This window comes from Luteimonas sp. GW821-FHT14E02, from assembly GCF_058803905.1.
This window is the reverse complement of the sequence record NZ_JBXAPK010000002.1, coordinates 320,817-347,811: the sequence shown is the minus strand read 5'-3', so window position 1 is coordinate 347,811 and position 26,995 is coordinate 320,817. Positions and strand designations below refer to the sequence as shown.

The 26,995-nt window shown below is 65.0% G+C and carries 23 protein-coding genes; 11 read left to right on the top strand and 12 right to left on the bottom strand.

Annotated elements, in window-relative coordinates:
- Window positions 1-19 precede the first annotated feature (19 nt).
- From AC1RNP_RS04555 to AC1RNP_RS04545, 3 genes are all read left to right on the top strand, one after another.
- Window positions 20-160, top strand: coding sequence for a hypothetical protein (locus AC1RNP_RS04555; protein WP_493050058.1), 141 nt, complete (start codon window positions 20-22; stop codon window positions 158-160).
- Window positions 157-1,731, top strand: a complete 1,575-nt coding sequence (locus tag AC1RNP_RS04550) for an XVIPCD domain-containing protein (protein ID WP_493050057.1) — start codon at window positions 157-159, stop codon at window positions 1,729-1,731. Before AC1RNP_RS04555 ends, AC1RNP_RS04550 begins: the two co-directional genes overlap by 4 nt.
- A gap of 207 nt (window positions 1,732-1,938) precedes the next feature.
- Window positions 1,939-3,903 (top strand): AsmA family protein, encoded by a 1,965-nt coding sequence (locus tag AC1RNP_RS04545; protein WP_493050056.1) that lies wholly within the window; start codon window positions 1,939-1,941, stop codon window positions 3,901-3,903.
- Window positions 3,904-4,051: 148 nt separating this feature from the next.
- Here AC1RNP_RS04545 and AC1RNP_RS04540 read toward each other — a convergent pair whose 3' ends face one another.
- The 3 genes from AC1RNP_RS04540 to mtgA form a co-directional block, all read right to left on the bottom strand.
- Window positions 4,052-4,480: a CBS domain-containing protein gene (locus tag AC1RNP_RS04540; RefSeq protein WP_226468995.1), complete on the bottom strand. Its 429-nt coding sequence runs from the start codon at window positions 4,478-4,480 to the stop codon at window positions 4,052-4,054.
- On the bottom strand, window positions 4,440-5,459 hold the full coding sequence (locus AC1RNP_RS04535) for a glycosyltransferase family 2 protein (RefSeq protein WP_493050055.1): 1,020 nt from the start codon (window positions 5,457-5,459) through the stop codon (window positions 4,440-4,442). Before AC1RNP_RS04535 ends, AC1RNP_RS04540 begins: the two co-directional genes overlap by 41 nt.
- A gap of 62 nt (window positions 5,460-5,521) precedes the next feature.
- The gene (mtgA, locus tag AC1RNP_RS04530) at window positions 5,522-6,265 is read right to left on the bottom strand and encodes a monofunctional biosynthetic peptidoglycan transglycosylase (protein WP_493050054.1); all 744 of its coding nucleotides are present in this window, start codon (window positions 6,263-6,265) and stop codon (window positions 5,522-5,524) included.
- Between the two features lie 113 nt (window positions 6,266-6,378).
- Between mtgA and hslO the strand changes: the two genes are divergently transcribed.
- The 3 genes from hslO (at window position 6,379) to AC1RNP_RS04515 (ending at window position 11,591) form a co-directional block, all read left to right on the top strand.
- Window positions 6,379-7,326, top strand: coding sequence for an Hsp33 family molecular chaperone HslO (gene hslO, locus AC1RNP_RS04525; protein WP_493050053.1), 948 nt, complete (start codon window positions 6,379-6,381; stop codon window positions 7,324-7,326).
- A 145-nt stretch (window positions 7,327-7,471) separates the two neighbouring features.
- Window positions 7,472-8,299, top strand: coding sequence for an XOO1806 family protein (locus AC1RNP_RS04520; RefSeq protein WP_493050288.1), 828 nt, complete (start codon window positions 7,472-7,474; stop codon window positions 8,297-8,299).
- 367 nt (window positions 8,300-8,666) lie between these two features.
- Window positions 8,667-11,591 carry a TonB-dependent receptor plug domain-containing protein gene (locus tag AC1RNP_RS04515; RefSeq protein WP_493050287.1) on the top strand — a complete coding sequence of 975 codons (2,925 nt, stop codon included), beginning with the start codon at window positions 8,667-8,669 and terminating at the stop codon, window positions 11,589-11,591.
- A 108-nt stretch (window positions 11,592-11,699) separates the two neighbouring features.
- Here the strand turns inward: AC1RNP_RS04515 and AC1RNP_RS04510 are convergent, their stop codons facing one another.
- Both AC1RNP_RS04510 and AC1RNP_RS04505 read right to left on the bottom strand, forming a co-directional pair.
- Window positions 11,700-13,478, bottom strand: a complete 1,779-nt coding sequence (locus AC1RNP_RS04510; RefSeq protein WP_493050052.1) for a phosphoenolpyruvate carboxykinase (GTP) — start codon at window positions 13,476-13,478, stop codon at window positions 11,700-11,702.
- 9 nt (window positions 13,479-13,487) lie between these two features.
- Complete coding sequence (locus tag AC1RNP_RS04505) at window positions 13,488-14,102, bottom strand: TetR/AcrR family transcriptional regulator (RefSeq protein ID WP_493050051.1); 615 nt, start codon at window positions 14,100-14,102, stop codon at window positions 13,488-13,490.
- A 212-nt stretch (window positions 14,103-14,314) separates the two neighbouring features.
- Here AC1RNP_RS04505 and AC1RNP_RS04500 point away from each other — a divergent pair, with 212 nt between their 5' ends.
- The 3 genes from AC1RNP_RS04500 (at window position 14,315) to AC1RNP_RS04490 (ending at window position 17,787) form a co-directional block, all read left to right on the top strand.
- Entirely contained in the window at window positions 14,315-16,789 is a 2,475-nt protein-coding gene (locus AC1RNP_RS04500) for an acyl-CoA dehydrogenase (RefSeq protein ID WP_493050050.1), read from the top strand.
- 82 nt (window positions 16,790-16,871) lie between these two features.
- Window positions 16,872-17,348 (top strand): hotdog fold domain-containing protein, encoded by a 477-nt coding sequence (locus tag AC1RNP_RS04495; protein ID WP_493050049.1) that lies wholly within the window; start codon window positions 16,872-16,874, stop codon window positions 17,346-17,348.
- Window positions 17,349-17,406: 58 nt separating this feature from the next.
- A complete protein-coding gene (locus AC1RNP_RS04490) occupies window positions 17,407-17,787 on the top strand; it encodes a hypothetical protein (RefSeq protein WP_493050048.1) in 381 nt (126 codons plus the stop codon).
- 11 nt (window positions 17,788-17,798) lie between these two features.
- On the opposite strand, the gene AC1RNP_RS04485 is transcribed toward AC1RNP_RS04490, so the two are convergent.
- Genes AC1RNP_RS04485 through AC1RNP_RS04475 form a run of 3 tightly spaced genes read right to left on the bottom strand, consistent with a single transcriptional unit; the run spans window position 17,799 to window position 20,423 of the window.
- Window positions 17,799-18,167, bottom strand: coding sequence for a DUF1304 domain-containing protein (locus tag AC1RNP_RS04485; RefSeq protein ID WP_493050047.1), 369 nt, complete (start codon window positions 18,165-18,167; stop codon window positions 17,799-17,801).
- Window positions 18,168-18,198: 31 nt separating this feature from the next.
- Window positions 18,199-19,065 carry a metallophosphoesterase gene (locus tag AC1RNP_RS04480; protein WP_493050046.1) on the bottom strand — a complete coding sequence of 289 codons (867 nt, stop codon included), beginning with the start codon at window positions 19,063-19,065 and terminating at the stop codon, window positions 18,199-18,201.
- Window positions 19,062-20,423, bottom strand: coding sequence for an NTP/NDP exchange transporter (locus AC1RNP_RS04475; RefSeq protein WP_493050045.1), 1,362 nt, complete (start codon window positions 20,421-20,423; stop codon window positions 19,062-19,064). The genes AC1RNP_RS04480 and AC1RNP_RS04475 overlap by 4 nt, the downstream gene beginning before the upstream one ends.
- A gap of 123 nt (window positions 20,424-20,546) precedes the next feature.
- Here AC1RNP_RS04475 and AC1RNP_RS04470 point away from each other — a divergent pair, with 123 nt between their 5' ends.
- Complete coding sequence (locus AC1RNP_RS04470; protein WP_493050044.1) at window positions 20,547-22,220, top strand: GMC family oxidoreductase; 1,674 nt, start codon at window positions 20,547-20,549, stop codon at window positions 22,218-22,220.
- Between the two features lie 43 nt (window positions 22,221-22,263).
- Here the strand turns inward: AC1RNP_RS04470 and AC1RNP_RS04465 are convergent, their stop codons facing one another.
- Together AC1RNP_RS04465 and AC1RNP_RS04460 are read right to left on the bottom strand one after the other, a co-directional pair.
- Window positions 22,264-22,500, bottom strand: coding sequence for a hypothetical protein (locus tag AC1RNP_RS04465; protein ID WP_493050043.1), 237 nt, complete (start codon window positions 22,498-22,500; stop codon window positions 22,264-22,266).
- 11 nt (window positions 22,501-22,511) lie between these two features.
- Window positions 22,512-23,261 (bottom strand): hypothetical protein, encoded by a 750-nt coding sequence (locus tag AC1RNP_RS04460; RefSeq protein ID WP_493050042.1) that lies wholly within the window; start codon window positions 23,259-23,261, stop codon window positions 22,512-22,514.
- Between the two features lie 101 nt (window positions 23,262-23,362).
- Between AC1RNP_RS04460 and AC1RNP_RS04455 the strand changes: the two genes are divergently transcribed.
- Complete coding sequence (locus tag AC1RNP_RS04455) at window positions 23,363-24,247, top strand: LysR family transcriptional regulator (RefSeq protein ID WP_493050041.1); 885 nt, start codon at window positions 23,363-23,365, stop codon at window positions 24,245-24,247.
- Here AC1RNP_RS04455 and AC1RNP_RS04450 read toward each other — a convergent pair.
- Both AC1RNP_RS04450 and AC1RNP_RS04445 read right to left on the bottom strand, forming a co-directional pair.
- A complete protein-coding gene (locus tag AC1RNP_RS04450; RefSeq protein WP_493050040.1) occupies window positions 24,244-26,175 on the bottom strand; it encodes a M48 family metallopeptidase in 1,932 nt (643 codons plus the stop codon). The two genes, AC1RNP_RS04455 and AC1RNP_RS04450, sit on opposite strands and share 4 nt — an antisense overlap.
- Window positions 26,176-26,369: 194 nt before the next feature.
- Window positions 26,370-26,966 (bottom strand): LemA family protein, encoded by a 597-nt coding sequence (locus AC1RNP_RS04445; RefSeq protein ID WP_493050039.1) that lies wholly within the window; start codon window positions 26,964-26,966, stop codon window positions 26,370-26,372.
- Window positions 26,967-26,995 lie beyond the last annotated feature (29 nt).

Here is a 26,995-nt window from a genome sequence, read left to right as displayed (position 1 = left end):
ACCGCGCAAGGAGACGCTCATGAACGCCCCGCAATTCCCCATCACCGCAGACGGCATCGCCGCCCGCGTCCTGGATCTGATCACCAGGACGCACGATGCGGACGATCTCGCACCCACCGCCGTCGAACGGACCACCTGCATCCAGGGAGCCACGCCATGAGCAACGTTCGCATGGAAAGAGCCCAGGCCGAGGCGGCGCTGGACCAGATGCTGTCCGATTACCGCAAGACGTTGCCGCTCACGACCCGCCTTCCGATCTTCGGCAGCGATCCGCTGCGCGATGCGATCAATGCCTCGCCCGAGCTGAAGGACAAACTCATCCAGTCGGTGCAGGCCGGTTATCTCACCGGATTCAAGAACGAGCCCGCCGAGCCCGGCGCTTTCGCCTCGCATAGCGTGGTCGAACACAAGATCACTGTCCCGCAGACTTCCCTGGACAACAAAAACGAACTGATCTTCGTGCTCGGACACGAGAACGCGCATGCGCTGAACCTGAAAGGCGTCAATTTCCGCGAAGGCCTCAGGCAGGAAATCCAGGGAATCGCCACCGGTCCGCAGCCGCATGACTACACCGCCACGATCAAGAAGCTGGTCGACCACACGATCCAGGACGAAGCCCAGGCCCATATCGGCGGCTTCAATGCCGCGGTCTCCGCCCTGGCGCTGGATGGCAAGCAACCGACGCCCAAGAATCTCTATCAGTTCAGTCCCGGACGCATGCGGGATTTCATCGAGGTCCATGGAGCGCATCCGAACTGCGAGTATCAGATGAAGCCGGGACTGACCGTGAACAATCATGGCTTCCTGCCCCGGACGCCCGAAAACATCGAAGCGATGAAGGGCTACTACCCGGAAAAGATGCCCGGCACCTTCGGCACCAACGGCCTGTTGAACTACAGGCATCAAGCCGTCATGGACGGAGTGACGATGGTGCACAACATCGAACGCGTCGTGCTGACCGAAGCCACCGGGGTCAAGGTCCAGGAATGGGAAGATGCGCAGGAGGCGCAATTCAAATCCGCCATGGCGGCGGCGAGCGCGGCCCAGTCCAACGGGGGCGGACTGGTCGGCGTCGACATGTCCAATTTCCAAGAGGCCGACCCAGCTCAGATCGTCAGGAACGCCAACCTCGAGAGAAGCGAATACAAGATCGATTTCGGACAGCTGGGCGTCCATCCCGCATTGCTGGATGTCTCCAAGCTCGGACAGGATGGGAAGATCACGGTCACCAACCCTGTCACCAACCCGCAAGTGCTCCCCGACATCGTGGTGCAGAGGCATACGGGCCTGGAGCAGCTGAAACAGGAAGCCGAAGCCCGGCAGGCCGCCCTCGCGCAACCACCACAGCCGCAACGGCCGGCGCCGACGGAGAGTCCCGATGAGGCGCAATCCAAGCTGTACCTCCAGGCGATCGGCGGAATGCGCGGCATCAGCGTGACACCCGAACTCAGCCGCGGGCAGATGCTCAATGTCGCCGCGTCACTCGCGCTGGAGGCGCACAAGGAAGGACTGACATCCATCGACAAGGTGATGTCAGGCGAGAAGGGCAACCTGTTCGCCGTGCAGGGAGACGGTGTCACTTCGCTGCGCGCCCATGTCAACGTCGCCGAAGCCAAGCAGCAGCCATCGGAAGACACTCTGGTGAAGCTGCATGCCTCGCTGACGCAACAGCAGCAGGAGTTCAAAGCCGCCACCGTGGAGCATCAGCAGTCGCCCAGGATCGTGCAATAGCCGACTCGCGGGAATCGCGGCACCATGAGACGGTGTCGTGATTCCCTGCCGGGCTCTGACGGCCCGAAGCGTCGCGGACTCCGATACGAGGTATCGGGACGCTTCATCAAAACCCTTCGTCAGGGCGCTTCTTCAGAATCGGAACGCGCCCTTCATCCCAGGTTTACCCGGCGCGAGGAATGGTGACAGGCGGAGAAGAGAATCCGCATGTCCACACCCTCGCCCACGCCACGTGCCAGCAATCCGATCGCCAGGCATCCCTGGTGGAGCGCTTTCGCGGCCCTGCTGGCAACCGTGGCCATCGCGGTGCTGGTACTGGTGCTGATCTGGGATTGGAACTGGTTCAAGGGACCGGTCGAGCGCCAGGTACAGACGCTCACCGGCCGCAGCTTCGTCATCACCGGCAATCTCGATGTCGACCTCGGCCGCGTCACCACGATCCGGGCCGATGGTCTGCAACTGGGCAACGTGGCGTGGTCGAAACAGCCCACGATGGCTTCGCTCGACCGGCTGGAATTGCGCATCGAACCCTGGCCACTGATCACGAAACGCGAAGTACGCATTCCAGAAATCCGCCTGCTGCGTCCTCGCGTCTCGCTGGAAACCGGACCGAAGAAAGGCGAGAACAACTGGACATTCGGCACCTCAGGCGGCGGCGAGGTACCAAAGCTGCAACGCATCTGGATCGACGACGGCCAATTGCGCTACGTCGACGCGCGCGGCAAGACCGACATCGACATCAAGATCGCCAGCGTGCAGCCGCGCCGCGAGGATGCGGCACCGCCCATCACCGTCGAAGGCGGCGGCAAGTGGAGCAACAACCGCTTCACACTGAACGGTCGCGCCGAATCGCCGCTGGAATTGCAGAACACCGAACAGCCGTATTCGATCAACCTGAGCGCCGCGGCCGGCACCACCCGCGCACGGGCGCGCGGGAAGCTGATCAATCCATTCCAGCTGGAAGGCTTCGATCTGCAGTTCGCGCTGGCCGGCAAGAATCTGGCCGATCTCTATCCGCTGATCGGCGTCGCCATTCCGCCGACGCCACCCTATGCGCTCGACGGACGGCTGAAGCACGAGAAGAAGCTGTGGAAGTACGAAGGCTTCACCGGCAAGGTCGGCGACAGTGATCTGTCCGGCTCGGCGAGTGTGGCCACGGGCGGGCCGCGTCCGTTCCTGCGCGCGAACCTGCTGTCGAAGCGGCTGGATTTCGATGACCTCGCCGGCTTCGTCGGCGGCGCGCCACAAGCCAAGGGCAAGGAATCGACCAATCCCGAACTGCAGGCGCTAGCGGCGAAACAGGCCGCTTCCTCGCGCCTGCTTCCCGATACACCCTATCAGCTCGACAAGCTGCGCACGATGGACGCCGACGTCACGCTGAAGGCGCGTCGCATCAACGCGCCGTCGCTGCCGATCGACGACATGGACGCGCACCTGTTCCTCGACGATGGCGTGCTGCGGCTCGATCCGCTGAACTTCGGCGTCGCCGGCGGCGACATCCGCTCGCGCATCCGCATGAACGCGCGCGAGGCCGCGATCCGCACCCGCGCCGACGTCACCGCGCGCGGACTCAACCTGGCCAGCCTGATGCCGGATGCGAAACTGGCCGAGGACGCCGTGGGCAAGGTCGGCGGCAAGTTCGCGCTCGACACGCACGGCAATTCGATCGCGAAGATGCTGGGCAATGCCGATGGCGACATCGCCGTGGGCATGGGTCAGGGCCAGATCAGCAAGCTGCTGATGAAGCTGGCCGGCTTGAACCTGGGCGGCGCGCTGCGCACCAAGCTCTCGGGCGACAAACCAATTCCGATCCGCTGCGCCTACGGCGATTTCGCGGTGCGCGACGGCGTGATGACGACGCGCGCGCTGGCATTCGACACGACGGATACCGTGGTCACCGGTACCGGCAACATCAGCCTGCGCGACGAAACGCTCGATCTGATCATGCGACCGAAGCCGAAGGTGCGCAGCCTGCTGTCGCTGCGTGCGCCGCTTTATGTTCGCGGCACGTTCAAGAATCCGACCTTCAAGCCGGACTACATGCGGATCGGCCTGCGCGGCGCCGCGGCGATCGGGCTGGGTTTGATCGCACCGCCCGCGGCGTTGCTGGCGACCACCGAGCTGGGTGGCGGCAAGGATGTGGATTGCAGCGGGAAGCTGGCGGTGAAGTAGCTGTTCCTTCTCCCTCCGGGAGAAGGTGGCGCGCAGCGCCGGATGAGGGAGGGAGAATTACTTGCCGGGGAACATTTCCTTGGGTCTGAATCCCTCCTCCCTCATCCGCCCCTTCGGGGCACCTTCTCCCGGGGGAGAAGGAAAGGCATTATCCCGCGATGTATCGCTGCAACTGATCCAGCTGCAATTGCTGATCCTCGATCACCGCCTTCACCAGATCGCCGATCGAAATCACGCCGAGCACGCGATCGCCCTCCAGCACCGGCAGATGGCGGATGCGTTTCTCCGTCACCAGACGCATGCAGAAATCTGCGCTGTCGCCGGGGCCGACGGTGATCACGTCCGCGGTCATGATGTCGCGCACCGGCGTGTCCGACGAGGAGCGTCCTTGCAGCACGATCTTGCGCGCGTAATCGCGCTCGGACAGGATGCCGGCCAATCGTCCCTGCCGCAGCACCAGCAACGAGCCGATGCGTTTCTCGGCCATCAGGCGGATCGCGTCGATCACCGGTGCGTCCGGGTCGATCGCGAAGATGTCAGGCGCCTTCGCCTCCAACAGCTGACGTACGGTATGCATGGGATCGCTCCTCCACCGATGGCCTTGCTTCCGAAGAGTCTCCCGCTGCCGGGTGCCAGCGGTCAACCAGATACAGCGGTCGCTGTTTCGATTCTTCGTACAAACGGCCGAGGTACTCGCCGATCATGCCGAGCGCGACCAGTTGCACGCCGCCGAGGAACAGGATCACCGCCATCATCGTCGGCCAGCCCGCGACCCGGTCGCCCCACAGCAGGGCCTTGGCCACGATCCAGATAGCGTAGAGAAAGGCGATCAAGGCCGTGGCCACGCCAAGATACGTCGCCAGACGTAACGGCGCGGTCGAGAAGCTGGTGACGCCCTCGAGCGCGAAGTTCCACAGCCGCCACAGGTTGAACTTGCTGCGCCCGGCCAGGCGCGCCTCGCGCTGGTAGGGGATCGCGACCTGCTCGAAACCGATCCAGCCGAACAGGCCCTTCATGAACCGGTGCCGCTCGCGCAGCTGCCGCAGCGCCGCCAGCGCGCGCGGCGAGAGCAGGCGGAAATCGCCGGTATCAGTGGGAATCGGCGTCTTCGACAGCCGTCCCATCACGCGATAGAAAGCGTGGGCCGTGGCCTTTTTCACCCAGGTCTCGCCCTCGCGCACGGTACGCGTGCCATGCACGTCGTCGTAGCCCTCGCGCCATTTGGCGACGAATTGCGGAATCAGCTCCGGCGGGTCCTGCCCATCGGCGTCGAGGATGATCGCCGCGCCCTCGACGACATGGTCGAGACCGGCGGTCAGCGCCGCCTCCTTGCCGAAGTTGCGTGACAGCCGCAGCAGCGAGACGCGGGCGTCGCCATTGGCGATGCCCTGCAGGATCGTCCACGTCCCGTCGCGGCTGCCGTCATCGATGTACAACACGCGCCCCTCGACCCCCTCCAACGCGTCAAGCGCGGCGGCGATGCGCGGATGCACGACGGGCAGCGCATCGGCCTCGTTGAAGGCGGCGACGACGACGGTGAGCAAGTCTCGGGGCATGCCGCCATCGTACAAGCTGGCGCCTGCTGCCGACCAATCCGCCGGGACGCGACACGCGGAACTTAATCGAGCCCCTTCACATAGCCATTCCCGCCGATCCGCTGCACATTGCGCTGGATCCACACGGCGCGCCGCTGCACATAGGGCCCGGGACGGACGGCGCTGTAGCGCTTCGGGTTCGGCAATACCGCCGCCAGGCGCGCGCTTTCGGCCGGAGTCAGCCGCGACGCGTCCTTGCCCCAGAAGCTGCGCGCCGCCGCCTGCGCGCCATAGATGCCGTCGCCGAACTCGGCCACGTTGGCGTAGACCTCCAGGATCCGCCGCTTCGGCCACAAGGCCTCGATCAGCACCGTGTACCAGGCCTCGACGCCCTTGCGCACCCAGCTGCGCCCGCTCCACAGGAACAGGTTCTTCGCCAGCTGCTGGCTGATCGTGCTGGCGCCGCGCACCTTGCGGCCACGTGCGTTGTTGGCGCGCGCCTTTTCGATCGCCTTGAAATCAAAGCCGTTGTGATTCGCGAAGTTCTGATCCTCCGCCGCCACCAGCGACGCCGGCAGGCTGGGCGCGATCTCGTCGAGATCACGCCAGTCGTAGGCGACGCCGAAGCGGAAATCCCCTTCGCCCCAGGCCTGCAACTGCCGCGCGGCCATGAACATCGAGAACGGTGGATCGATGACGCGCAGCGCCAATACCTGCAGCACGCTGAGCACCAGCAGGATCAGCGGGAGCTTCCACAGCCAATGCAGCCAGCGACGCCGCGGGCGCGCGGCCGCCGCGAATCGGGACGCGCCCTCGTTTACGCTCATGTCCCGCATCGCGCGCGCGCCTTGTCCGGCCTGGACGCCATCCCCATTCTCGTCGCATCCCAAAAATCACCGGACAGCATTATTCTGCGATGCTGGATGCACGACAACGCCTGATGCCTTCGATCTCCGACAACCACACCGCGCCGGCCGACGACGATCGGCTGCTCCGATTCCTGCTCGAACACGCCGGCGTCCGCGGCGTGCACGTCTCGCTCACCGACACCTGGGCGCAGATCCGCAGCCGCGACCACTATCCGCTGGCCGTGGCCGAGCTGCTCGGCGAAGCCACGGCGGCGGCCGCGCTGTTCACCGGGCACGCCAAGGTCGACGGCCGTCTTTCCGTGCAACTGCGCGGAGACGGCCCGTTGCGCACGCTGTTCGCCGAATGCACGGCCGCCGGCACGCTGCGCGGCATCGCCCAGCTGGCCGAAGGTGACAGCAGACCGGTCTCGCGCGACCTGCGCACCTTCGGCCCCGAAGCGGTGCTGGCGATCACCATCGAGAACCATGGCGCCGCCGGGCGCGACCCGATGCGCTATCAGGGCATCGTGGCGCTGTCATCGGACGCGCTATCCGGCGCCTTCGAACAATATTTCGTGCAATCCGAGCAGTTGCCCACCCGCCTGCTGCTCGCCGCCGACCCCGAGCCGCGCCATCCACGCGGCGAGATCCGCGCCGCCGGGCTGATGCTGCAGAAGCTGCCGGGTGATGCCGGCGATGACGATGGCTGGACCCGGGTCGGGGCCCTGTTCGACACGCTCGGCCCCAGCGAACTGCTCTCAGTCCCGGCCGAGACCTTGCTGCGGCGCCTGTTTCACGAGGAAACGCCGGCGCTGCTGGGCGCCAAGCCGCTGCGCTTCGCGTGCTCCTGCTCGCGCGAGCGGGTCGCCTCGATGCTGCAGTCGCTGGGAGCCGAGGAAGCCCGGGCCGCCGTGGTCGACGGCAGGGCCAGCATCCGCTGCGAGTTCTGCGGCCAGACCTACCTGTTCACCCCGGCCGACATCGACGCCCTGTTCACATCCCGCGAGCATCCAATGGAGGCACCGGAACGGCTACAGTAGCTAGACAGGGGCCCCCAAGGGGGATTGTTAAAGAACCATAAATCAAATAGAGTCGGAAGCGCCTGTACGGGGGAACTTCCTGCCTGGGAATGGGGTCGGTTTTTAACCAATGTTTCGCGATTTCGCTCGACTGTCGTGTGCCCTGCTGCTCGCCCTAGGCGTGGCCACGGGCGCATATGCGCAGGAAAAACCGGCGGACCGCAGCGACAAAAGCGCCGTACTGCCGGTCCTGGACCATGCCAGCGGCAAATTGCAGGGCTATCTCCTGCTCGAACCCACCAGCGTTCCCCAGAGCGGCGGCCGCTGGCATTTCGGCGGCAATTCGCTCGATGCCGCATTCGGTCTGAATGCGGGCGATTCGCTCGGATTGCTGTGCGATCGCCGCAGCGGCCTGGCCGCCGCGATCGGCAGCCTCGCCAACAACTGCATGCTTGCCACGCTCAATGACGATGGCACCAGCCATCGCACCAGCGCCACGGCCGCGCTCACCCGCGACGGCAACCGTGTCGGCCTGAGCGCCGGCACCGGCCGCGACACCCTGCCAGCCTGGCTGTCCGGTGGACGCGGCACCGCGCAGGTGGACGTCAACGATCTCACCGTCTTCGCGCAGAAGACCATCGGCGGCGAAGGCGTCGTCGAAATCGCCGGCACGGTCGCGAAGGCCCGCCTGCTCTCGCCGGCGGAAGCTTCCAACTTCGGCATTTCCGACCAGTGGAGCAGCCGCTCGCTGTCGATCGGCGGCGGCTACGGCGCGTTCAGCGCCAACATCATCGGCCGCGTCGTCGACACGCCCGGCCAGCCGAAATGGGAAGGTATCGGCCTCGGCCTGACCTGGCGCACGCCCTGGAGCGGACAGCTCACCGTCGGCGCCGACAACCTGATCACGCGCGGCAAGAATCCATTCTCGCCCAATACCGATGCCAAGCAGGACGAGGGCGCAGTTCCCTACGTGCGCTACGAGCAGGATCTGTAACCAGATCTCCGAGAGACATCACGGTCCTCTGCATCGCCCAACACGCAGCGACGCTTGCTCCCTACCTCGACCCTTCTGTCAGCATGCGTTAAGCAATGCTTACCAGCGTTACAGTGGCGTTACACGTCACATCTGGCCTGATTCCAGAGTTTTTACTCGCAAAAATGTGAAGAAGCGCATGCTTTTCATCGCAGCATGTATTTTTTCGCCTTCATTCACATACATGAAGGTTTCTTTCGAAACATTAACAACACTTTAATTCTCTCCCCCCGGCTTCTACTATCGGCCGGCCATACCGCATTTGGGCGGCTGCTTGTCGCCATCGGCGTGGTTTTTGCATTGGGTTACCCCCTCCACGGAGAGAGAAATGACTTTTAAGACCAACAAGCTGCGCGACGCGATCGCTTATGCGCTCGTCGCGGGTGTCACCGGTTTCGGTGGGATCGGCATTGCTGCCGCCCAGGAAACCACCCCTCCCCCGGCAGAACAGAAACAGCCGACCGAACTCGATCGCATCCAAGTCACGGGTTCGCACATCCGCCAAGCCAGCCTTGAGACTTCCAAACCCGTCATCATGATGACGCGCGAGGATATCCAGAAGCAGGGCTTCACCAGCGTCGGCGACATCCTGCAGAACATCACCACCACCGGCTCGCCGGCGATCAGCCGCGCCAACGCGCTGTCCTCCGGTGAGGAAGTCGGCGGTCAATATGTCGACCTGCGCAACCTCGGTCCCGAGCGCACCCTTGTGCTGCTCGACGGCAAGCGCATGGGCATCACCTCGTCTGGTTTCTCCGATCTCGCCTCGATCCCGACCTCAGTGGTCGAACGCATTGAAGTCCTCACCGACGGCGCCTCCGCCATCTACGGTTCGGACGCCATCGCCGGCGTGATCAACATCATCACCCGCAAAAACTTCGACGGTCTCGAGGCCAGCGGCTACGTCGGCCAATATGGCGAAGGGGACGGCCAGGTCCAGACCTATAACTTCCTTCTGGGCTCCACCGGCGAGCGCAGCTCGATCACCCTGGGTGTCGAGTACACCAAGGAAGATCCTGTCTACGCGCGTGACCGCGAATTCTCCAGGTATCCGAGCGGCCCCTTCCACAAGCTCCCGAACGAGACGGAAGGTTCGAATGGCTGGAGCGGCAATACCGACAAGGGCCGGATCATCCTGCCGAATGGAGATCAGTGGGTCCTCAACCCCGGCGCTGATCCGAGCAATCCCGCCAACTATCATCCCTATGGTGAAGGCGAGAACTTCGATCTGGTCAATCCGAACGAGCAGATGTTCCTGAAAACCGGGATCGAACGTCGATCTGTCTTCGCTTCGGGCAGCTTTGACTTCAGCGACAAATTGCGTCTGAATGCCAATGCGCTGTACACCCATCGCGAAACGCTGCAGCAGATCGCAGGCTACCCCTTCAGCTCGAACAGCTTCAACGAAGGTGGCCCGATCCTATGGTCGGCCGACAACGTCTACAACCCCTTCGGCGAAGACGCGGAATTCATCCGTCGCACCTCGGAAGTACCGCGTCAAACCAATAACGAACTGACTACTTATCGCTTCGGCGCAAGTTTGGAAGGCGTCTTTGATATTGGCGAGAAATCCTGGAACTGGGATGTCGGCTACATCTACAACCAGAACAAGGGCCTCCAGACCGGTACCGGCAACCTGTTCATCCCGAATGCACGCAACGCTTTGGGCGCGAGCTTCATCGATGCGGACGGCACCGCCCGCTGCGGCACTCCGGACGCTGTCATCAGTGGGTGCGTCCCGTGGAATCCCGCCCTGCCATACGGTCAAGCCGGCTCTGGCGGGCTCACCGGCAATCAGGCGCTGCAGAACTACCTCTTCCTGCCGACGCATGACACCTCCGAGACCACAACCCACATCTACAGCCTCAACCTGAGCGGCGCTCTGGCAACCCTGCCCGCTGGTGACCTGGGCATGGCGGCCGGTTACGAGCACCGCAAGGAAGATGCGCGCTTCGAACCCGACGCGCTCAAGCAATCCGGCCTCAGCACCGACCTGGCAGGCGGCGTCACCTCGGGCGGTTACTCGGTTGACGAGTTCTATCTGGAGTTCAACATCCCGATCCTGGCCGACAAGCCGTTCGCCAAGGAATTGTCGGTTGACGTGGCCGGCCGCTACTCGGACTACAGCACCTTCGGCGACACCACCAACGGCAAGTTCGGCGTGAAGTGGCGCCCGATCGAAGACCTGCTGATCCGCGGCACCTATGCCACCGGCTTCCGTGCTCCGACTTTGCAGGACCTTTACGGCGGTAGCTCGCAGACCTTCGCGTTCTACACGGACCCCTGCGATACCAGCTTCGGTTCGGCGGCCAGCAATCCTGAAGTCGCTGCCCGTTGTATCGCTGCCGGCGCTCCTGCGGATTTCCGCCAGATCGCCTCGGGTGGCACGGTCGCATCCGGCCCGAACCAGCAGGCCGACTGGCCCTTCACCGTCACCTCGAACCCGGACCTGCAACCGGAAACCTCGAAGTCCACGACCTTCGGCGTGGTCTACAGCCCGAGCTTCGCAGAAGGTCTCGACGTCAGTCTTGACTGGTGGAAGATCAAGATCGAGGACGTGATCGCCGCCGAGACAATGACGTCGATCCTGAACAGGTGTTACGTGCTGAACATTGCTTCCTCGTGCACCAGCTTCACCCGTGACACCGACGGAACCATCGGTACCAGCCAAGGCGAGATCTACGATGCCACTGTCACTACGGTGAACGGCGGTTATCAGGAAACTGCGGGCTACGATTTCAACGTCCGCTACCGCCTGCCAGAAACCTCGTTCGGTAACTTCACGATCGACTGGAAGACTTCGTACGTCGACTACTGGGAATACAAGCGCGACAGCGAAGCCGTCACCCCGGTCGAGCAGAAGAACAGTTGGAGTGTGGATAGCACTGCCTACTTCCGCACGCGTTCGAACTTGAACGTGGATTGGAGCTATCACGACATCGGCGCCACCTGGGGGGTCCGCTACTACTCCGGACTCAAGGAAGCCTGTGCGTTTGAAGGCGAGTGCAGCGATCCGGATTTCGCCTCACCGTACACCGCGAAACAGGCAGTGAACGAGACCGGCGCCAACACGTTCCACGACGTGCAGTTCCGCTACACCGCACCCTGGAACGCCACGATCTCGATCGGCGCCAATAACGTGTTCGACCATCGAGGCACGTACTTGTACACCAGCCCGAACTCAGACTTCGGCATGTACGGCGGTTTCGACATCGGTCGCTTCGTATACATGAAGTACGCTCAGCGTTTCTGATCGATCGCAACCTGCAATAAAAACTACGGCCCCTCTCGGGGCCGTAGTTTTTTATGGGTCTGATTCCGCACTTAAGAAGGATGCAGCGAGGCGCGCCGCACTGAAGAATCAGCCGAGGCCTTGCAGGATCCTGACCTGCTCCGCATGCAGCGTCCGCGGCATGCGCGTGCCGTAGTCTTCGAGGTACCGGCCAATGCTGACGAGTTCATCGCGCCAGCCTTCGCGATCCATGGCGAAGAGCTTTTCCTTCGCCTCATCGCTCAGCTCGACGCCATCCAGATTGAGATCATTGACAGCCGGCAGCGCGCCGATCGGCGTATCGACCGCACCGGCCTCGCCCTTCACGCGACCGATCATCCACTCCAGCACGCGCAGGTTGTCGCCGAAGCCGGGCCACAGGAACTTGCCGTTGTCGCCCTTGCGGAACCAGTTGACATGGAAGACTTTCGGCAGCTTCGCACCCGGCTTGTCGAACGACAGCCAGTGGGCGAAGTAGTCGGCGAAGTTGTAGCCACAGAAGGGTTTCATCGCCATCGGGTCGCGGCGCATCACGCCGACCTGGCCGGTGGCGGCGGCGGTGGTTTCGGAGCCCATCGAGGCACCGACCAGCACGCCGTGTGTCCAGTCGCGCGCTTCGAAGACCAATGGCACCAGCGAGGCGCGGCGGCCGCCGAAGACGATCGCCGAGATCGGCACGCCTTGCGCGTCCTCGGCATGCGGCGAGTACGACGGGCACTGCTTCGCGCTCACCGTGAAACGTGAGTTGGGATGCGCAGCCGGGCCGTTGTCGGCCTTGTAATCGCGGCCTTGCCAATCCTTGGCGGGAACGCGGTCGTCGAGACCTTCCCACCACGGCTGGTTGTCGGCGGTCGTGGCGACGTTGGTGAAGATGGTGTCGCGCTGGATGCTGGCGAGCGCATTGGGATTGGAGTTGGCACTGGTGCCCGGCGCGACGCCGAAGTAGCCGGCCTCCGGGTTGATCGCGTAGAGACGGCCGTCCGCGCCGGGCCGCATCCAGCAGATGTCGTCGCCGACGGTCCAGACCTTCCAGCCTCGCTCGCGATAGCTCTCCGGCGGAATCAGCATCGCCAGATTGGTCTTGCCGCAGGCACTCGGAAACGCCGCGGCGATGTAATGCACCTCGCCTTGCGGATTCTCGATGCCGACGATCAACATGTGCTCGGCCAGCCAGCCCTCATTGCGCGCCTGGTGCGAGGCGATGCGCAACGCATGGCACTTCTTGCCGAGCAGCGCATTGCCGCCGTAGCCGGAGCCGTAGGACTTGATGGTGAGTTCTTCCGGAAAATGCATGATGTAGCGGCGCTCGGGATCGAGCTCGCCGATCGAATGCAAGCCACGCACGAAAGTTTCTTCCCTTTCAATGCGCGCCAGCGCATCCGCGCCCATGCGCGTCATGATGCGCATGTTGGCGACGACGTAGGGCGAGTCGGTGATCTCCACGCCGCAACGCGCCAGCGGCGAGTCGATCGGGCCCATGCAGTACGGGACCACGTACATGGTGCGGCCGCGCATGCAGCCCTCGAACAGGGCGTCGATCTTGGCGTGGGCTTCGGCCGGCGCCATCCAGTGGTTGTTGGGGCCGGCGTCTTCCTCGTGCTCGGGGCAAACGAAGGTGAGGTGCTCTACGCGCGCCACATCGTCCGGATGCGAACGGTGCAGCCAGCTGCCGGGATGTGTGTCGGCGTTGAGCGGCAGCAGCGTGCCGTCGGCCTGCATTTGCTTCAGAAGCGCGGCATATTCGGCATCGCTGCCGTCACACCAGTGGATGCGATCCGGCTGGGTCAGTCCGGCGACGGACTGGACCCAATCGTTGAGCGCCTCGAGCGAACTGGGGGAGGGAGTCGACGGGGCGATCGCAGCATTCATTACGAGGTCTCAGGTTTGGGATTTCGGGGGAATCACCACGGCCATCATGTGCTCGACATAAGCTTCCAGTTCTTCACGTGGCGGCTTGGCCTGCTGCAACTGTAGTTGCAGTTGTAGAAAGCCCACGTATGCGGCGTAGACCAGGCGCGCCCGATGCTGGGCGTCGCTGCGGGTCAGTCCGGCCTGGCGGAACGAAGCGGTGAGATAGTCCAGGCGCCGTTGCGAGACGCGCTCCATCACCGGTCGCACGATCGGATGATCCAGCGCCTTGAGCAGCGCGCTGAAAATGATGTGGGAGGTGACTTCGTGGGCGACCATCTGGAACAGGTCGCGCAGGCGCTGGCGCGGATCCGGGACGGCTTCGAGCATGCCGAAGACGGACTGCTGCTCGATGCTTTCCCAGCGTTCGAGCGCCGCCTGCAGCAGCGCGTCGCGCGAGGGGAAGTGCCAGTAGAAGCTGCCCTTCGTTACCCCGAGGCGCCGCGCGAGCGGTTCCACCGCCACGGCGGCGACGCCCTGCTCGGCGATCAGGTGGAGAGCCGCCTGGGCCCAGTCCTCGGCGCTGAGGCGCCCTTTTCGTTCCGGTTTTTCGGCAACCGGGGCCGTATCGGTGGCGGTCGTCATCATGGGCAGTTTAACCATACGCAGAGGCATGGAAAAGTATCGTTCATGAATCGGCGTTCATTCCCGGGCTTCACCGGGACTTCGCCAGAACTTCGATTGACAATTCAAAAAATACTGCTCCATACTAGGCCGTATGGTAACCTCAGCGGTCGCGCCACGGTAACCCGACACGGCCTAGTCTCTCCTTCTTAAGTAGTTCCCGGAGTGCACAGATGAGCATCGCGCTTCCCTTCCTCGCCTTTCTTCTCGTTGGCGCCTTCGCCGCCTACCACCGTCTGCGTCTGGCGTACTGGGCCGCGATCACCGCCACGCTGCTGGTGGCCTGCTGGCTGCTCGGCGTCAACCAGACGGCCGTGATCGTGGCCGCCGCCCTGGTCGCGCTGATCGCCGTGCCGCTGCTGCTGCCGCCGATCCGCAAGGCCCTCATCACCGCGCCCCTGCTCAAGGGCTACCGCAAGGTGCTGCCGCCGCTGTCGCAGACCGAGCGCATCGCGCTGGAAACCGGCTCCGTCGGTTTCGAAGGCGAGTTGTTCTCCGGCGACCCGGACTGGAAGCAACTGCTCTCACAGCCAAAGGCGCAGCTCACCGCCGAGGAGCAGGCCTTCCTCGACGGCCCGGTGGAAGAAATCTGCAAGCGCACCAACGATTGGGAAGTCACCCACATCCTGGCCGACCTGCCGCCGGAGACCTGGGAGTTCATCAAGAAGCACAAGTTCTTCGGCATGATCATTCCGAAGGAATACGGCGGCCTCGGCTTCTCGGCGCTGGCGCACCACAAGGTGATCCAGAAGCTGGCCTCGGTGTCGAGCGTGCTCAGCTCCACCGTTGGCGTGCCCAATTCGCTTGGCCCGGGCGAACTGCTGATGCACTACGGCACGAAGGAACAGAAGGACTACTATCTGCCGCGTCTGGCCGACGGCCGTGAAGTGCCCTGCTTCGGCCTGACCGGCCCGTTCGCCGGCTCCGACGCCACCTCCATCCCCGACTACGGCATCGTCTGCAAGGGCGAGTGGAACGGCGCGCAGGTGCTCGGCGTGCGCCTCACCTTCGACAAGCGCTACATCACCCTCGCCCCGGTGGCGACGCTGATCGGCCTGGCCTTCCGCCTGTACGATCCGGACGGCCTGATCGGCGACAAGCGCGACGTCGGCATCTCGCTGGCGCTGGTGCCGCGCGATACCGCCGGCGTTGAAATCGGCCGTCGCCACTTCCCGCTCAACTCCACCTTCCAGAACGGCCCGATCCGCGGCCACGACGTGTTCGTGCCGCTGTCGCAGCTGATCGGCGGCGAAGAGTTCGCCGGCAAGGGCTGGATGATGCTCAACGAGTGTCTGTCGATCGGCCGCTCCATCACCCTGCCCTCCACCGCCAGCGGCGGCGGCAAGATGGGCGCGGTCGTCACCGGCGCCTACGCGCGCATCCGCAAGCAGTTCGGCCTGTCGGTCGGCCGCTTCGAAGGCGTCGAGGAAGCGCTGGCCCGCATCGGCGGCAAGGCCTACACGGCCAGCGCGCTGGCGCAGGCCACGGCGATGGCGGTCGATCGCGGCGAGAAGCCCGCGGTGCCGTCGGCGATCGCCAAGTACCACTGCACCAGCATGGGCCGCGAGTTGTCGTCCGACATCATGGACGTGCTCGGCGGCAAGGGCATCATCCTCGGCCCGCGTAACTTCGCCGGCCGCGCCTGGCAGGCGGCGCCGATCGGGATCACCGTGGAAGGCGCCAACATCATGACGCGCAGCCTGCTGATCTTCGGCCAGGGCGCGATCCTGTGCCATCCGTGGGTGCTGAAGGAAATGAAGGCGGCGCAGAACACCGACGTCAAGGCCGGGCTCGCCGAGTTCGACCGCAGCCTGTTCGGCCATATCGGCTTCGCGATTTCCAACGCCGTGCGTTCGCTCTGGTTCGGTCTCACCGCCGCGAAGATCGGCTCGGCGCCTGGCGACGACTACACGCGCCGCTACTTCCGCAAGCTCGACCGCTATTCCGCCAACCTGGCGCTGATCGCCGACGTGTCGATGCTGCTGCTCGGCGGCAAGCTGAAGTTCAAGGAATCGCTGTCGGGTCGCCTGGGCGATGTGCTCAGCAACCTCTACATCACCAGCGCGATGCTCAAGCGCTACCACGACGAGGGGGCGCCGGTCGCCGACCAGCCGCTGCTGGCGTGGGCCTTCCACGACGCCGTGCACAAGATCGAACTGGCGCTGTCGGGCGCGCTGCGCAACTTCCCGATCCGTCCGGTCGGCTGGCTGCTGTGGGCGCTGGTGTTCCCGTGGGGACGCCGCGCGCAGGCTCCGAGCGATCGTCTCGGCCATCGCGTCGCGGCCCTGCTGATGGCGCCGAACGAAGCGCGCGACCGCCTCGGCAACGGCGTGTTCCTCACCCCGTGCGAGAACAACCCGGCCGGTCGCATCGACAGCTACCTCGCCAAGGCCGTGCTGGCCGAACCGGTGGAGCGCAAGTTCCTCAAGGCGCTGAAGAACAGCGATATCGAGGCGCTGGAATTCACCCAGCAGCTCGACGAGGGCGTGCGCGAAGGCTGGATCACGGCCGAGGAGCGCAAGCAGTTGGAAGAACTGCGCGCGATCACGCTCGACACCATCACGGTCGACGACTTCGATCCGCACGAACTGCGCGCGGCCACCTACTACGACCGCAAGCAGCCGCAGCCTTCGCGCGAAGCGGCATAACTGGCCGCGATCGTTCGATCGCTGGTCTCAGTAAACACCCACAACGGCGAGCCTCGGCTCGCCGTTGTGCTAAGAGGATTCCATGTCCGCATCCGTCCTGTCCTTGTATCGCCGCGTGAGCCGCTGGCCCGCGGGCCATTGGCTGTTCTCGCGGCTGGTCTGCGTGAAGGCGCCCTACTTCAGCAGCATCTCGCCGCGCATGACCGTGCTCGAACCCAACCGCGGCGAGGCGACGATCACGCATCGCCGCCGCGTCACCAACCATCTGGGCACGGTGCATGCGATCGCGCTGTGCAATCTGGCCGAATTCGTCGGCGGCCTGACCACCGACGTCAGCATTCCCGCGTCGATGCGCTGGATTCCCAAGGGCATGACCGTGGAATACCTGAAGAAAGCCGTCGGTACGCAGCGCGCGGTGGCGACACCGGAATTCCCGCCGCGCGAATCGGCGGAGGGCTACGAACTGCCGATGAACGTGGTGGTCACCGATCCGCAAGGCGATGCCGTGTTCAAGGCGCGCATCTCGATGTGGGTGTCACCGAAGCCGGCGCGCGGCTAATGTCGTCATCCCAGCGAAAGCTGGGATGACGATCCTGTAGACAACCGCAGGAGCATCCATGATGTCAAAAGACCTGCTGGTGCAATTGTGCGGCCTGCACAGCTTCGGCTTCGCCGCGTTCCATCTCGCGTTCTGGAAACTGTTCGACTGGAAGCGCGACCTGCAACGCGCCAGCTTCGCCACGCGCGCCGTCACGCAGATCCTCAATCTGCGGCTGATCTACGTCTTCCTCGGCATCGGCGTGCTGTGCTTCGCCTTCACCCGCGAATTGCACGAGACGCCGCTCGGCCGCGCCGTGCTGGTGTTCATGTCACTGTTCTGGGTGGGGCGGACCATCGAGCAGTTCGTGTTCCTGCGCATCAACCGGCCGCTGGTGCACGTGCTGACCGTACTTTTCGTGCTGGGCGCAGTGCTGTTCGCGGCGCCGCTCTTCCTCTGATCGCCGCGCGATCAGGCCGGGTAGCCGGCGCCCAGCCACAACACCGCGGCGATCGCCAACAACGCCGGCCCGCCCTGCACGTAGAAAATGCGCTTGCTAACGCTGTAGGCGCCATACAGGGCCGCCACGACCACGCAGCCCAGGAAGAACAGCTGCACATCGCGCTGCCCGCTGCACAAGCCCCACAACAGGCCAGCCGCCAGGAACCCGTTGTAAAGGCCCTGATTCGCGGCCAGCACGCGCGTGATCTCCGCCTTCTCCGGTGTGTTGCGGAACACTTTCAGCCCGAGCGGCCTGGTCCACAGGAACATTTCCAGCACCAGGAAATACAGGTGCAGCAAGGCGACCAGCACGACCAGTGCGACGGCAATCCACGACATCCCGGCATCTCCCCTGAGCGGAGCGCCCAGCTTACGGTGAAGCGGCCTTGCTGCGTAGTTCCAGCCGCGAAATTTCCGGCGGCACGCCGAGACGGATCGGCATGATGCTCGTCCCGATGCCGGTCGTGACGAACAGCTGGCGATTGCCTTCCACGACCAGACCGCTCACGTAACGATGGTTGGCGGGCACGATCGGCGTGCCGATCCACGGCAGCTTCACCTGCCCGCCGTGGGTGTGGCCGGCGATCGTCAACGATGCCCGCGACGGGATCTGGGGAAAAACGTCTGGATTGTGGGTGAGCACGATCACGGGCGCATCGTCGCGGATGGTCGAGAAAGTCGCGCCGACCTGGGGATGGCCTTCCCAGAAATCACCGATGCCCGCGAGCCAGAACCTGCACTGCCCGAGCTGCAGTTCGCGCGCCTCGTTCTCCAGCACCACCACGCCGGCCGATTCGAGCGCCCTGCGCACCTGGCCGCCATTTTTCCACCAGTCGTGATTGCCGAGCACGGCGTAGACCGGCTTGCGCGCGGTCAGCGGTTTCAGGTGCACTGCGAACTGGTCCGCCGGTACGTAGGTGCCCATGAAGACGCTGAGGATCACGTAGTCGCCGGCCATCAGCACCGCCTGCGAGTCGCTGGCGATCAAACGCTGCACGACGCGATCGAGGTTGTCCACGCCGTTGCGCGGGGAACCGGTGTGCGTGTCCGAAATCACATCGAGGCGCAGGTCGTCGCAGGACGCCGGCCAATGCGATGGCGTCAGCGCGTAATCGCGTTCGACCAGCTGCCCCAGTTCGATCACGAAGCCCCACACGGCGACGCTGCACATCGCCAGCAACAGCACCAGAATCGGATAACGCCAGCGGCGCAGCAGCCGCACTAACTTCTGTCTCATGCTTCTGACGACTTCGCCGCGTCACCGGAAGTTCGTTCGGAAGGCAGCTTCGACTCCTCGCGCAGCAACCGCCATGCTCCGAAGGTCATGCCGCCAGCCACCAGCAGGCCCACGCCGAAGACCACGTTGGAGCCGAATGCGGACAACACTTTGTGCACCCAGACGAAGGTCAGATCGCCGCCGCGATAGATCACCGTGTCGATGGCGGCGCCCGCCTTGTAGCGCCACTCGCGGCCGACACGCGTGTAGATGGTTTCGCGTGCCGGTTTGGCGAGCGAGAACTCGCTGGCGCGCGTGATGATCTGCACGATCGCCACCATCAGCGGCAGCGGAGACGCCGCCAGCGCCGAGAACCCGAGCATGATCGCGAAACCCGGGATCAGCAGTGCCGGCTTGATTCCGAAGCGCGAAAGCAGCCAGCGCGTGAGGAACAGCTGGATCACCAGCGTCAACCCATTCACGACCAGATCGATATTCGCGTAGTAGCCCGTTCTCATCGCCGGATCGGTGAACAGGCGCCGCACGATCGCCGCCTGCTCGTTGTAGAGCAAGGTGCCGATGCCCACGCCGAAGATCGTCAGCACCGCGAGCCAGCGCAGCAGCGGCTCGCGCGCGATCAGCTTCAGGCCGGCGAGCACGTCGCCGCCCATCGGCACCTCGCCGCTGGCCAGTTCGCGTGCCTGTTCGCGCGCCACCGCCGTCCAGCGCAGGCGCAGTACGCACACCACGCAGATGGTGAGGAAACCGGCCGAGACCAGCATCAGGTTGGCGATCCCGATGCGTTGCACCAGCGTGCTGGTCAACAACGGGCCGACCAGCGCGCCCAGCGTGCCAGCCGCGCCGATGTAGCCGTAGTAGCTGCGCGCCTCGACGTTGCTGAAGACATCTGCCATGAAGCTCCAGAACACCGCCACCGCGAACAGATTGAACACGGTGATCCAGAGGAAGAACGCCATGCCCCGCCCCGGCATGCCGGTGTTGAACGCGTAATAGAACAGCAGCAGCGTGACGATGAAGAAACCGTACACCACCGGCAGGAAGACCCGGCGCGGATAACGACTGACCAGCGCGCCGTAGGCCGGCTGCAGCAGCAGCATGATCAGGAAGGTGCAGGTGAACAGCACCTGCAGCGTGAATTCCTTCAGCGGCATGCCGCGCGCGGCGAAGAAATCGATCATCCAGGGCGGGAAGATCGCCTGCACGTCATTGGATGCGCCCATCGCCTCGCGCACCGGACGCAGCACGTAATAGCCGCTCAGCAGGCAGAAGAAGTAGAGGAAAGCCCACGCCAGCGGCGGTGAAGCCGCCAGCGCCGCACGGAAACGTCCGATTCGTTGGGTGGCGCTAGTGGCGTTCAAGCAGGCACCGGGTTCGTGGATCGCATGCTGCGCTGCGGCACGTTAGCCGATGTCGATGACATGCGCCAGTTGTGCATCGCAACAAGAGCATATGCTCTACCTCTGCGGCCTACTTTCCGCCGCATGTCCGAATCTCATACGACCTACGACTACATCATCGTCGGCGCCGGCTCGGCCGGTTGCGTGCTGGCCAACCGTCTCAGCGAGGATCCGGACGTGCGCGTGCTGCTGCTGGAAGCCGGCGGCCGCGACTGGAACCCGTTCATCCACATGCCGGCCGGCCTGGCGAAGCTGGTCGGCCGCAAGGGTATCAACTGGGACTACAACACGGCCCCGGAAGCGCAGCTCGACAACCGCCAGCTGTGGTGGCCGCGCGGCAAGGTGCTGGGCGGCTCCAGTTCGATCAATGCCATGTGCTACATCCGCGGCGCGCATGCCGATTACGACGAGTGGGCGGCGCTCGGCGCCCGGGGCTGGAATTGGGACGCGGTGCTGCCCTACTTCAAGCGCAGCGAAGGCAACAGCCGCGGCGGCGATGCATGGCATGGCGGCAATGGTCCGCTGTCGGTGTCCGACCTGCGCTACGTCAATCCGCTCTCGCAGGTGTTCATCGATGCCGCGCAGCAGGCCGGGTTCTCGCACAACGCCGACTTCAACGGCGCCAGCCAGCTCGGCGTGGGCCTGTACCAGGTGACGCAGCGCGATGGCACGCGCTGCTCCACGGCCGTGGCCTACCTCGAACCGGCCAAGGCACGCGCGAACTTCACACTGGAAACCGGCGCGCTGGTGCAGCGCGTACTGATCGAAGGCGGTCGCGCCGTCGGCGTCGCCTGCCGCCTGCACGGTCGCGATGTGCAGGTGCGCGCCACGCGCGAAGTGTTGCTGTCGGGCGGCGCGATCAATTCGCCGCAGCTGTTGATGCTCTCGGGGATTGGCCCGGCGCAGGAACTGCGCCGGCACGGCATCGACGTCACCGTCGATGTCGCCGGTGTCGGCGCCAACCTGCAGGACCATCTCGACGTCAGCACCTTGCAGCATTGCACGCAAGACCACGTCAGCTACGACCGCGCCAGCGAGGTGGGCACGGCCTACCGCTATTTCCTGCACGGGCACTCCGGCCCCGGCAGCAGCAACCTCGCCGAGGCCGGCGGCTTCGTGCGTTCGCCTCTCGCGCCCGATGCACGGCCGGACATCCAGTTCCACTTCATCCCGGCGATGCTCGACGACCACGGCCGCCACCGCCTCAAGGGCGACGGCTACACCGTGCATGCCTGCTTCCTGCGCCCGCGCAGCCGCGGCCGCATCGCGCTCGCCAGCGCGAACCCCACCGACAAGGCGCGCATCGAGGCCAACTACCTCAGCGACGCCGAAGGCTTCGATCTGAAGATGATGGTGGAATGCGCCAAGGTCTCGCGCGAGGTGTTCGCGCAGAAAGCCTTCGATCCGTATCGCGGCGCGCCGATCTTCCCGGCCCGCAACGATCTCTCTGACGATGAACTGGTCGCCTTCATCCGCGCCAAGGCGGAAACCGTCTACCACCCGGTCGGCAGCTGCCGCATGGGCAGCGACGACGCTTCAGTGGTCGATCCGGAATTGCGCGTGCGCGGCGTCGACGCCCTGCGCGTGATCGACGCCTCGGTGATGCCGACCCTGATCGGCGGCAACACCAATGCGCCGACGATCATGATCGCGGAGCGCGCGTCCGATCTGATCCGCGGCAGGCTGCGGCCGGATGCGGGCCGCTCTTCCGAAGCCAGGCAAGACGCCCGGCCCGTGGCGGACGTAGCGACGGCCTGATGCGTTTCCGCCCCGGACGAACCTCCGAGGCGTCGGCACGGTCTCAGGGAACGGATAGGTAACGTTCCGCCTCGAATTCCTTCAGGAACTGATCAAACTGCTCGGCCGGCATCGAATGGGCTCCGGTTTTGTTGTCGGCAGCCTGTTTCCTGTACTCGTCCGTCTGTTTGTATTTGGCGAACCGCTCGTCGCGAAAACGCTCGAACTCCTCGCGCGAGAGATTGTGGCACTCGGTCTCGATGCCGTCCTTGCACGTACTGCCGGCCGTCGGGGAAGTCACGACCGATCGCATCACTGCGCCGGGATCAGGCTCAGGTCCTCGCGATAGCTCCAGGTTTCGGAATCGACTGCGGCCACCGCGGCCGTCAGGTCTTCGCGCAGCGCTTCGGAGACGATGAGCTGGTCCAGGTTGGCGACATGGTCGTCATAGCTCTTCCAGTCCTGGCGCGCGACCATCAGCATGTATTGCGGCGCGGCACCGCCGACGACTTTTTCGTACCAGGTGTGCGCGGGTGCCTGGTCGTCCTTGCGCAAGGTGTCGCGCGCGGCGAGCAGCGCCCGCTCGAAGCGGGTGCGCGTTCCCGGCCGCAGCGTGTAGTGGAATACCTGCACGCGCTTGCTCGGTTTCCATTGCTCCAGTGGAAAGCCGGTGCTCAACTCGCGACGCACGCGATAGCTCGCGCGGAAAGCCGTATCGGCGTAGGGCGTGACGTTGCGGTCGGCATCCGCGCCATCGCCGGCCGGATCGACGCGCCGGTCGAACGCGGCGAACGGTGCGCCGAAGCTGCCGTCGACGAACAGACCCACACGCGCGCCGTCGCTGACGTACCAGCCGTACCAGACCAGCGGGTCGTGCTTGGCGCGATGCCAGTCCAGATGCGTGCGATAGCCCTCGTCGAAACGCGCCTCCAGGCCCTTCTTCGGGTAATAGGCGAACAGGTGGGCGGCATCGCCGCTGTCGCGCAGCGACTGCGCCTGCACGGCGGGTGCCGCCGCCAGGCAGCACGCCAGCCCCGCCAGGAATCGGATCGAACCTCGCATACGCGCCTCCCGCGTCGATGGCTGGCGGCAGCTTAGTCCCGTCGGCAGGCGGCGACTATTTCAATTCCGCATGCGGGCATTCAAGTTCTTAGAATGGTCCGATGCCGCCGGACTTCAAACGCCTCTCCGTGTTCCGCGCCGTGGTCAACCATGGCGGCGTGATCGCGGCCGCGCGCGTGCTGCACAAATCGCCTTCGGCGGTGACATACGACCTGCAACAGCTTGAGGCCGCGCTCGGCGTGCGCTTGTTTCGCAAGGCCGGCCGCCGTCTGGCACTGACGCCGGAGGGCCGCACGCTCGCGGCGTCCATCGAGCGCGCATACCTGGACCTGCAGCATGCCTGGGAGGGCCTGGCTGGCGACGCGTCGCCCGAGCCGCTGCGCATCGCCTGCGTGTCCGGCTTCGGCCGGTATCGGTTGCTGCCACGGCTGCTGTCGCGCCTGCCGCGACAACGATCGCTGGAAGTGCTGTTCCGCACCGCCAACGAAGTGCTCGCGCTGCTCGAAAGCGGTCGCGTGAGTTTCGGCGTCAGCTATCGGCCACTGGTCACCACCGGCATCGCCTCGGCACCGCTGGCAGAGGAATCGCTGGTGCTGGTCGGGCCGAAGGCATCGCGACGTCCGGCGCCTTCCGACGTGGCCGCACTGCCCTTCGTCACCTACGAGGAGTTCGATTACGTCTTCTTCCGCTGGTTCGAGGCGCACGCGCTGGCCCTGCCGCAGCCGTGGCGACGGGTCGATCATTTCGACGAACTGGAAGAGGCGCTGGAAAGCGTGGCCTGCGGTCGCGGCTGGTCGGTGGTGCCCTTGGATGCCGCGCAAGGACGTGCGTATCGCACGCGGTTGAAGATTCATCCTTTGCAGGGACGGATTTGCCGCAACCAAATCCATCTGGTCGGCAGCGCCGAAGCGCTGCAAAGCGAGGATGCGGCGCTGCTACGGCTGGCGGCGTCCGAGCAGCGGGACCGCGCAATCAAACCGCGCTAGGCCCGCCCCGGCTCGCCCAGCATCGGCGGCAACGGGCAATGCAGCACGGCGCAGATCGTGCGCAGCAGCTCCGCCTCGGTCACGGACACGCGTCCGTCTGCACGGACCGCGGCGGTGATCGCTTCCACCATCACCTGCTTGGCCAGCGGGTCCAGCGCATCGAGCGGCTCCCAGACCGCGTCGAGCGCGCGCACGCCCTCGGCCGGCACCGCGTAAGGCACGTGATCGCGCGGCAGCACGCGCTGCATGCCGGCGAGATAGGCGCGCTGCGCTTCGGCGGGATCGTCATTGCCCGCCTGCGCCACCACGGCCAGCAGCGTGGCGAACTCCTGCTTGACGCTGCCGGGCTTGCGACGCCCGAAACGCGCGTACTGCGAGGGGTCGAGTGCCTCGCGCACCTGCACCTGCAGCAGACGCCCGAGGCAGTATTCGAACAGCGACACCCTGCCATCGGTATGGATGGCGGCGTGCACGGTGTCGAGGAAGGTATCGAGTTCCGGACGCGGCCGCCTGCGCAGCAGCGGGAAGGTCAGCGCGGCCAGCGGCAGGCGTTGCGCGGGGTGCAGTCCGGCGATGAAGCGTTGCCGCAGATCCTGCACCACCTCCACCGTGGCGGTGCCCATGCGCGAGGAGATTTCGCCGAGTTGCTTGTCGCGGACCGTGGCCTCCTCGTCCAGCAACAGTGCCAGCAGCAGCGGCATGGCGGCCTCTCGGCCTTGCGCGAGTTCGCGCAAGGCTTCGGGCAGGGTCGAGACGATGGTGTCGGCGAAGCGGTAATCATCCGACTGCGGATGCGCGACCTGCGCGGCCACCATCGGCGGCGTGACGTTCAAGCGCGCGTTCGCCGCGGGCAGCGGTGGCGGCGCGGCATGGCCGCCGCCGGTCAGGCCCATGCGGACGTCTTCCTGCAGGCCGTCGGGCGGCGCGGACAACCACTGCGCCCGCAACGCGGACAGGTGCTCGTCACGGAAGCCGGGTTCCAGCGCCTGGATGCGCTCGAGGATCGGCGGATGCGTCGCGAAAAGCTTATTGAAAGCGTGTCCGCTGAAGCCGACGCCATCGCCGAACAGCATGTGGCTCGCCTCTTCCGCGTTGCCGCGATCGCTGAGCTTCGAGCCGTCCTGCAATCCGGCGATCTTCTTCAACGCGCCGGCGAGGCCGACGGTCTGGCGCGTGAACTGCACCGCCGAGGCATCGGCCAGCGTTTCGCGCGAGCGGCTCACGCCGGCCTTGATCATGCGGCCGAAGAACAACCCGATGTAGCCGATCGCGAGCGCCGCCAGCGCCGCGCCCAGGACCGCGCCGGCACCGCGTCCACGTCCGCCAACGCCGCTGTGCACGAGGATCTTGCGGCCGATCAGGCCGAGCATGAGGATGCCGAACAGCACGCCGATCAGCCGGATGCTCAGGCGCATGTCGCCGTTCAAGATGTGGCTGAACTCGTGCGCGATCACGCCCTGCAGTTCGTCGCGGTTGAGCCGGTCGAGCGTGCCGCGGGTCACCGCGATCGCGGCGTCGGAGGGCGAATAGCCGGCGGCGAAGGCGTTGATCGCCGATTCCTGCTCCAGCACGTAGAGCTTGGGCATCGGCACGCCGGAGGCGATCGCGATCTCCTCCACCACGTTGCGCAGGCGGCGCAGCTGCAGGTCGCTGGTGTTCTCCGGCACCGGCGTGCCGCCGAACTGCACCGCCACCGCCTCGCCGCCGCCGCGCAGCGAGGTGATGCGGTAGAGCGAACCGAAACCGATGATCGCCAGCGTCAGCAGCGTGACGAAGACCACCACGCCGACCTGATGGTCGCCGCGACCGAACAGCAGCAGCGCGACAAGATCGGCGGCCACCACGATGCCGAGGATGGCCAGCACGAACAGCACCACCAGCCGCGTGGAACTGCGCCGCGCCGCGGCCTGGTGTTCGAAGAAGTTCATCGCATCTATCCGGGATTGAGAGACTTCAAAGGCTTTTGCTCTTCCCTTCTCCCTCCGGGAGAAGGTGCCCGAAGGGCGGATGAGGGCGGGAAAGTTCTGCGCCATGGAACGTTCCCCGGCGAGTGATTTCCCACCCTCATCCGGCGCTTCGCGCCCCCTTCTCCCGGAGGGAGAAGGGAAAGCAGTGCTCTCTACTAAAACTGCACCTTCGGCGCTTCGCGCACCTGCACCTGCTGCTCGGCCGGGATCTCCAGCAGCGCGGCCGGCGCGAAGCCGAACATGCCGGCGACCACGCTGGAGGGGAACACCTCGCGCTTGTTGTTGTAGCCCATCACCGCATCGTTGAAGGCCTGGCGGGCGAAGGCGACCTTGTTCTCGGTACTGGTCAGCTCCTCGGTCAGCTGCATCATGTTCTGGTTGGCCTTCAGGTCGGGATAGGCCTCCGACACCGCCAGCAGGCGTCCGAGCGCGCCGTTGAGCGCACCCTGCGAGGCGGCGAGTTCGGCCATCGCCGCCGGATCGCCGGGGCTGGCCTTGGCCGCCGACAGACCAGCCATGGCGGCGCCGCGCGCGGCGATCACCGCTTCCAGCGTCTCGCGCTCGTGCTTGAGGTAGCCCTTGGCGGTCTCCACCAGGTTCGGGATCAGATCGAAACGGCGCTGCAGCTGCACGTCGATCTGGGCGAAGGCGTTCTTGTAGCCGTTACGCGAGGTGATCAGACCGTTGTAGATTCCCACCGCCCAGAAGGCGAGCGCGATCACGATCACCAACAGGATCAAAGCGATAACCATCGAAGCTCCCCTTGTTCATGCAAATCTGA

Bases quoted from the DNA above. Each gene is read 5' to 3' on its own strand.
- AC1RNP_RS04545 (WP_493050056.1), top strand. From the start codon at position 1,939: ATGTCCACACCCTCGCCCACGCCACGTGCCAGCAATCCGATCGCCAGG.
- AC1RNP_RS04495 (WP_493050049.1), top strand. From the start codon at position 16,872: ATGTCCGCATCCGTCCTGTCCTTGTATCGCCGCGTGAGCCGCTGGCCC.
- AC1RNP_RS04445 (WP_493050039.1), bottom strand. From the start codon at position 26,966: ATGGTTATCGCTTTGATCCTGTTGGTGATCGTGATCGCGCTCGCCTTC.
- AC1RNP_RS04480 (WP_493050046.1), bottom strand. From the start codon at position 19,065: ATGAGACAGAAGTTAGTGCGGCTGCTGCGCCGCTGGCGTTATCCGATT.
- AC1RNP_RS04460 (WP_493050042.1), bottom strand. From the start codon at position 23,261: ATGCGAGGTTCGATCCGATTCCTGGCGGGGCTGGCGTGCTGCCTGGCG.
- AC1RNP_RS04455 (WP_493050041.1), top strand. From the start codon at position 23,363: ATGCCGCCGGACTTCAAACGCCTCTCCGTGTTCCGCGCCGTGGTCAAC.
- AC1RNP_RS04555 (WP_493050058.1), top strand. From the start codon at position 20: ATGAACGCCCCGCAATTCCCCATCACCGCAGACGGCATCGCCGCCCGC.
- AC1RNP_RS04540 (WP_226468995.1), bottom strand. From the start codon at position 4,480: ATGCATACCGTACGTCAGCTGTTGGAGGCGAAGGCGCCTGACATCTTC.
- AC1RNP_RS04485 (WP_493050047.1), bottom strand. From the start codon at position 18,167: ATGTCGTGGATTGCCGTCGCACTGGTCGTGCTGGTCGCCTTGCTGCAC.
- mtgA (WP_493050054.1), bottom strand. From the start codon at position 6,265: ATGAGCGTAAACGAGGGCGCGTCCCGATTCGCGGCGGCCGCGCGCCCG.
- AC1RNP_RS04450 (WP_493050040.1), bottom strand. From the start codon at position 26,175: ATGAACTTCTTCGAACACCAGGCCGCGGCGCGGCGCAGTTCCACGCGG.
- hslO (WP_493050053.1), top strand. From the start codon at position 6,379: ATGCCTTCGATCTCCGACAACCACACCGCGCCGGCCGACGACGATCGG.
- AC1RNP_RS04470 (WP_493050044.1), top strand. From the start codon at position 20,547: ATGTCCGAATCTCATACGACCTACGACTACATCATCGTCGGCGCCGGC.
- AC1RNP_RS04500 (WP_493050050.1), top strand. From the start codon at position 14,315: ATGAGCATCGCGCTTCCCTTCCTCGCCTTTCTTCTCGTTGGCGCCTTC.
- AC1RNP_RS04505 (WP_493050051.1), bottom strand. From the start codon at position 14,102: ATGACGACCGCCACCGATACGGCCCCGGTTGCCGAAAAACCGGAACGA.
- AC1RNP_RS04490 (WP_493050048.1), top strand. From the start codon at position 17,407: ATGATGTCAAAAGACCTGCTGGTGCAATTGTGCGGCCTGCACAGCTTC.
- AC1RNP_RS04550 (WP_493050057.1), top strand. From the start codon at position 157: ATGAGCAACGTTCGCATGGAAAGAGCCCAGGCCGAGGCGGCGCTGGAC.
- AC1RNP_RS04535 (WP_493050055.1), bottom strand. From the start codon at position 5,459: ATGCCCCGAGACTTGCTCACCGTCGTCGTCGCCGCCTTCAACGAGGCC.
- AC1RNP_RS04510 (WP_493050052.1), bottom strand. From the start codon at position 13,478: ATGAATGCTGCGATCGCCCCGTCGACTCCCTCCCCCAGTTCGCTCGAG.
- AC1RNP_RS04515 (WP_493050287.1), top strand. From the start codon at position 8,667: ATGACTTTTAAGACCAACAAGCTGCGCGACGCGATCGCTTATGCGCTC.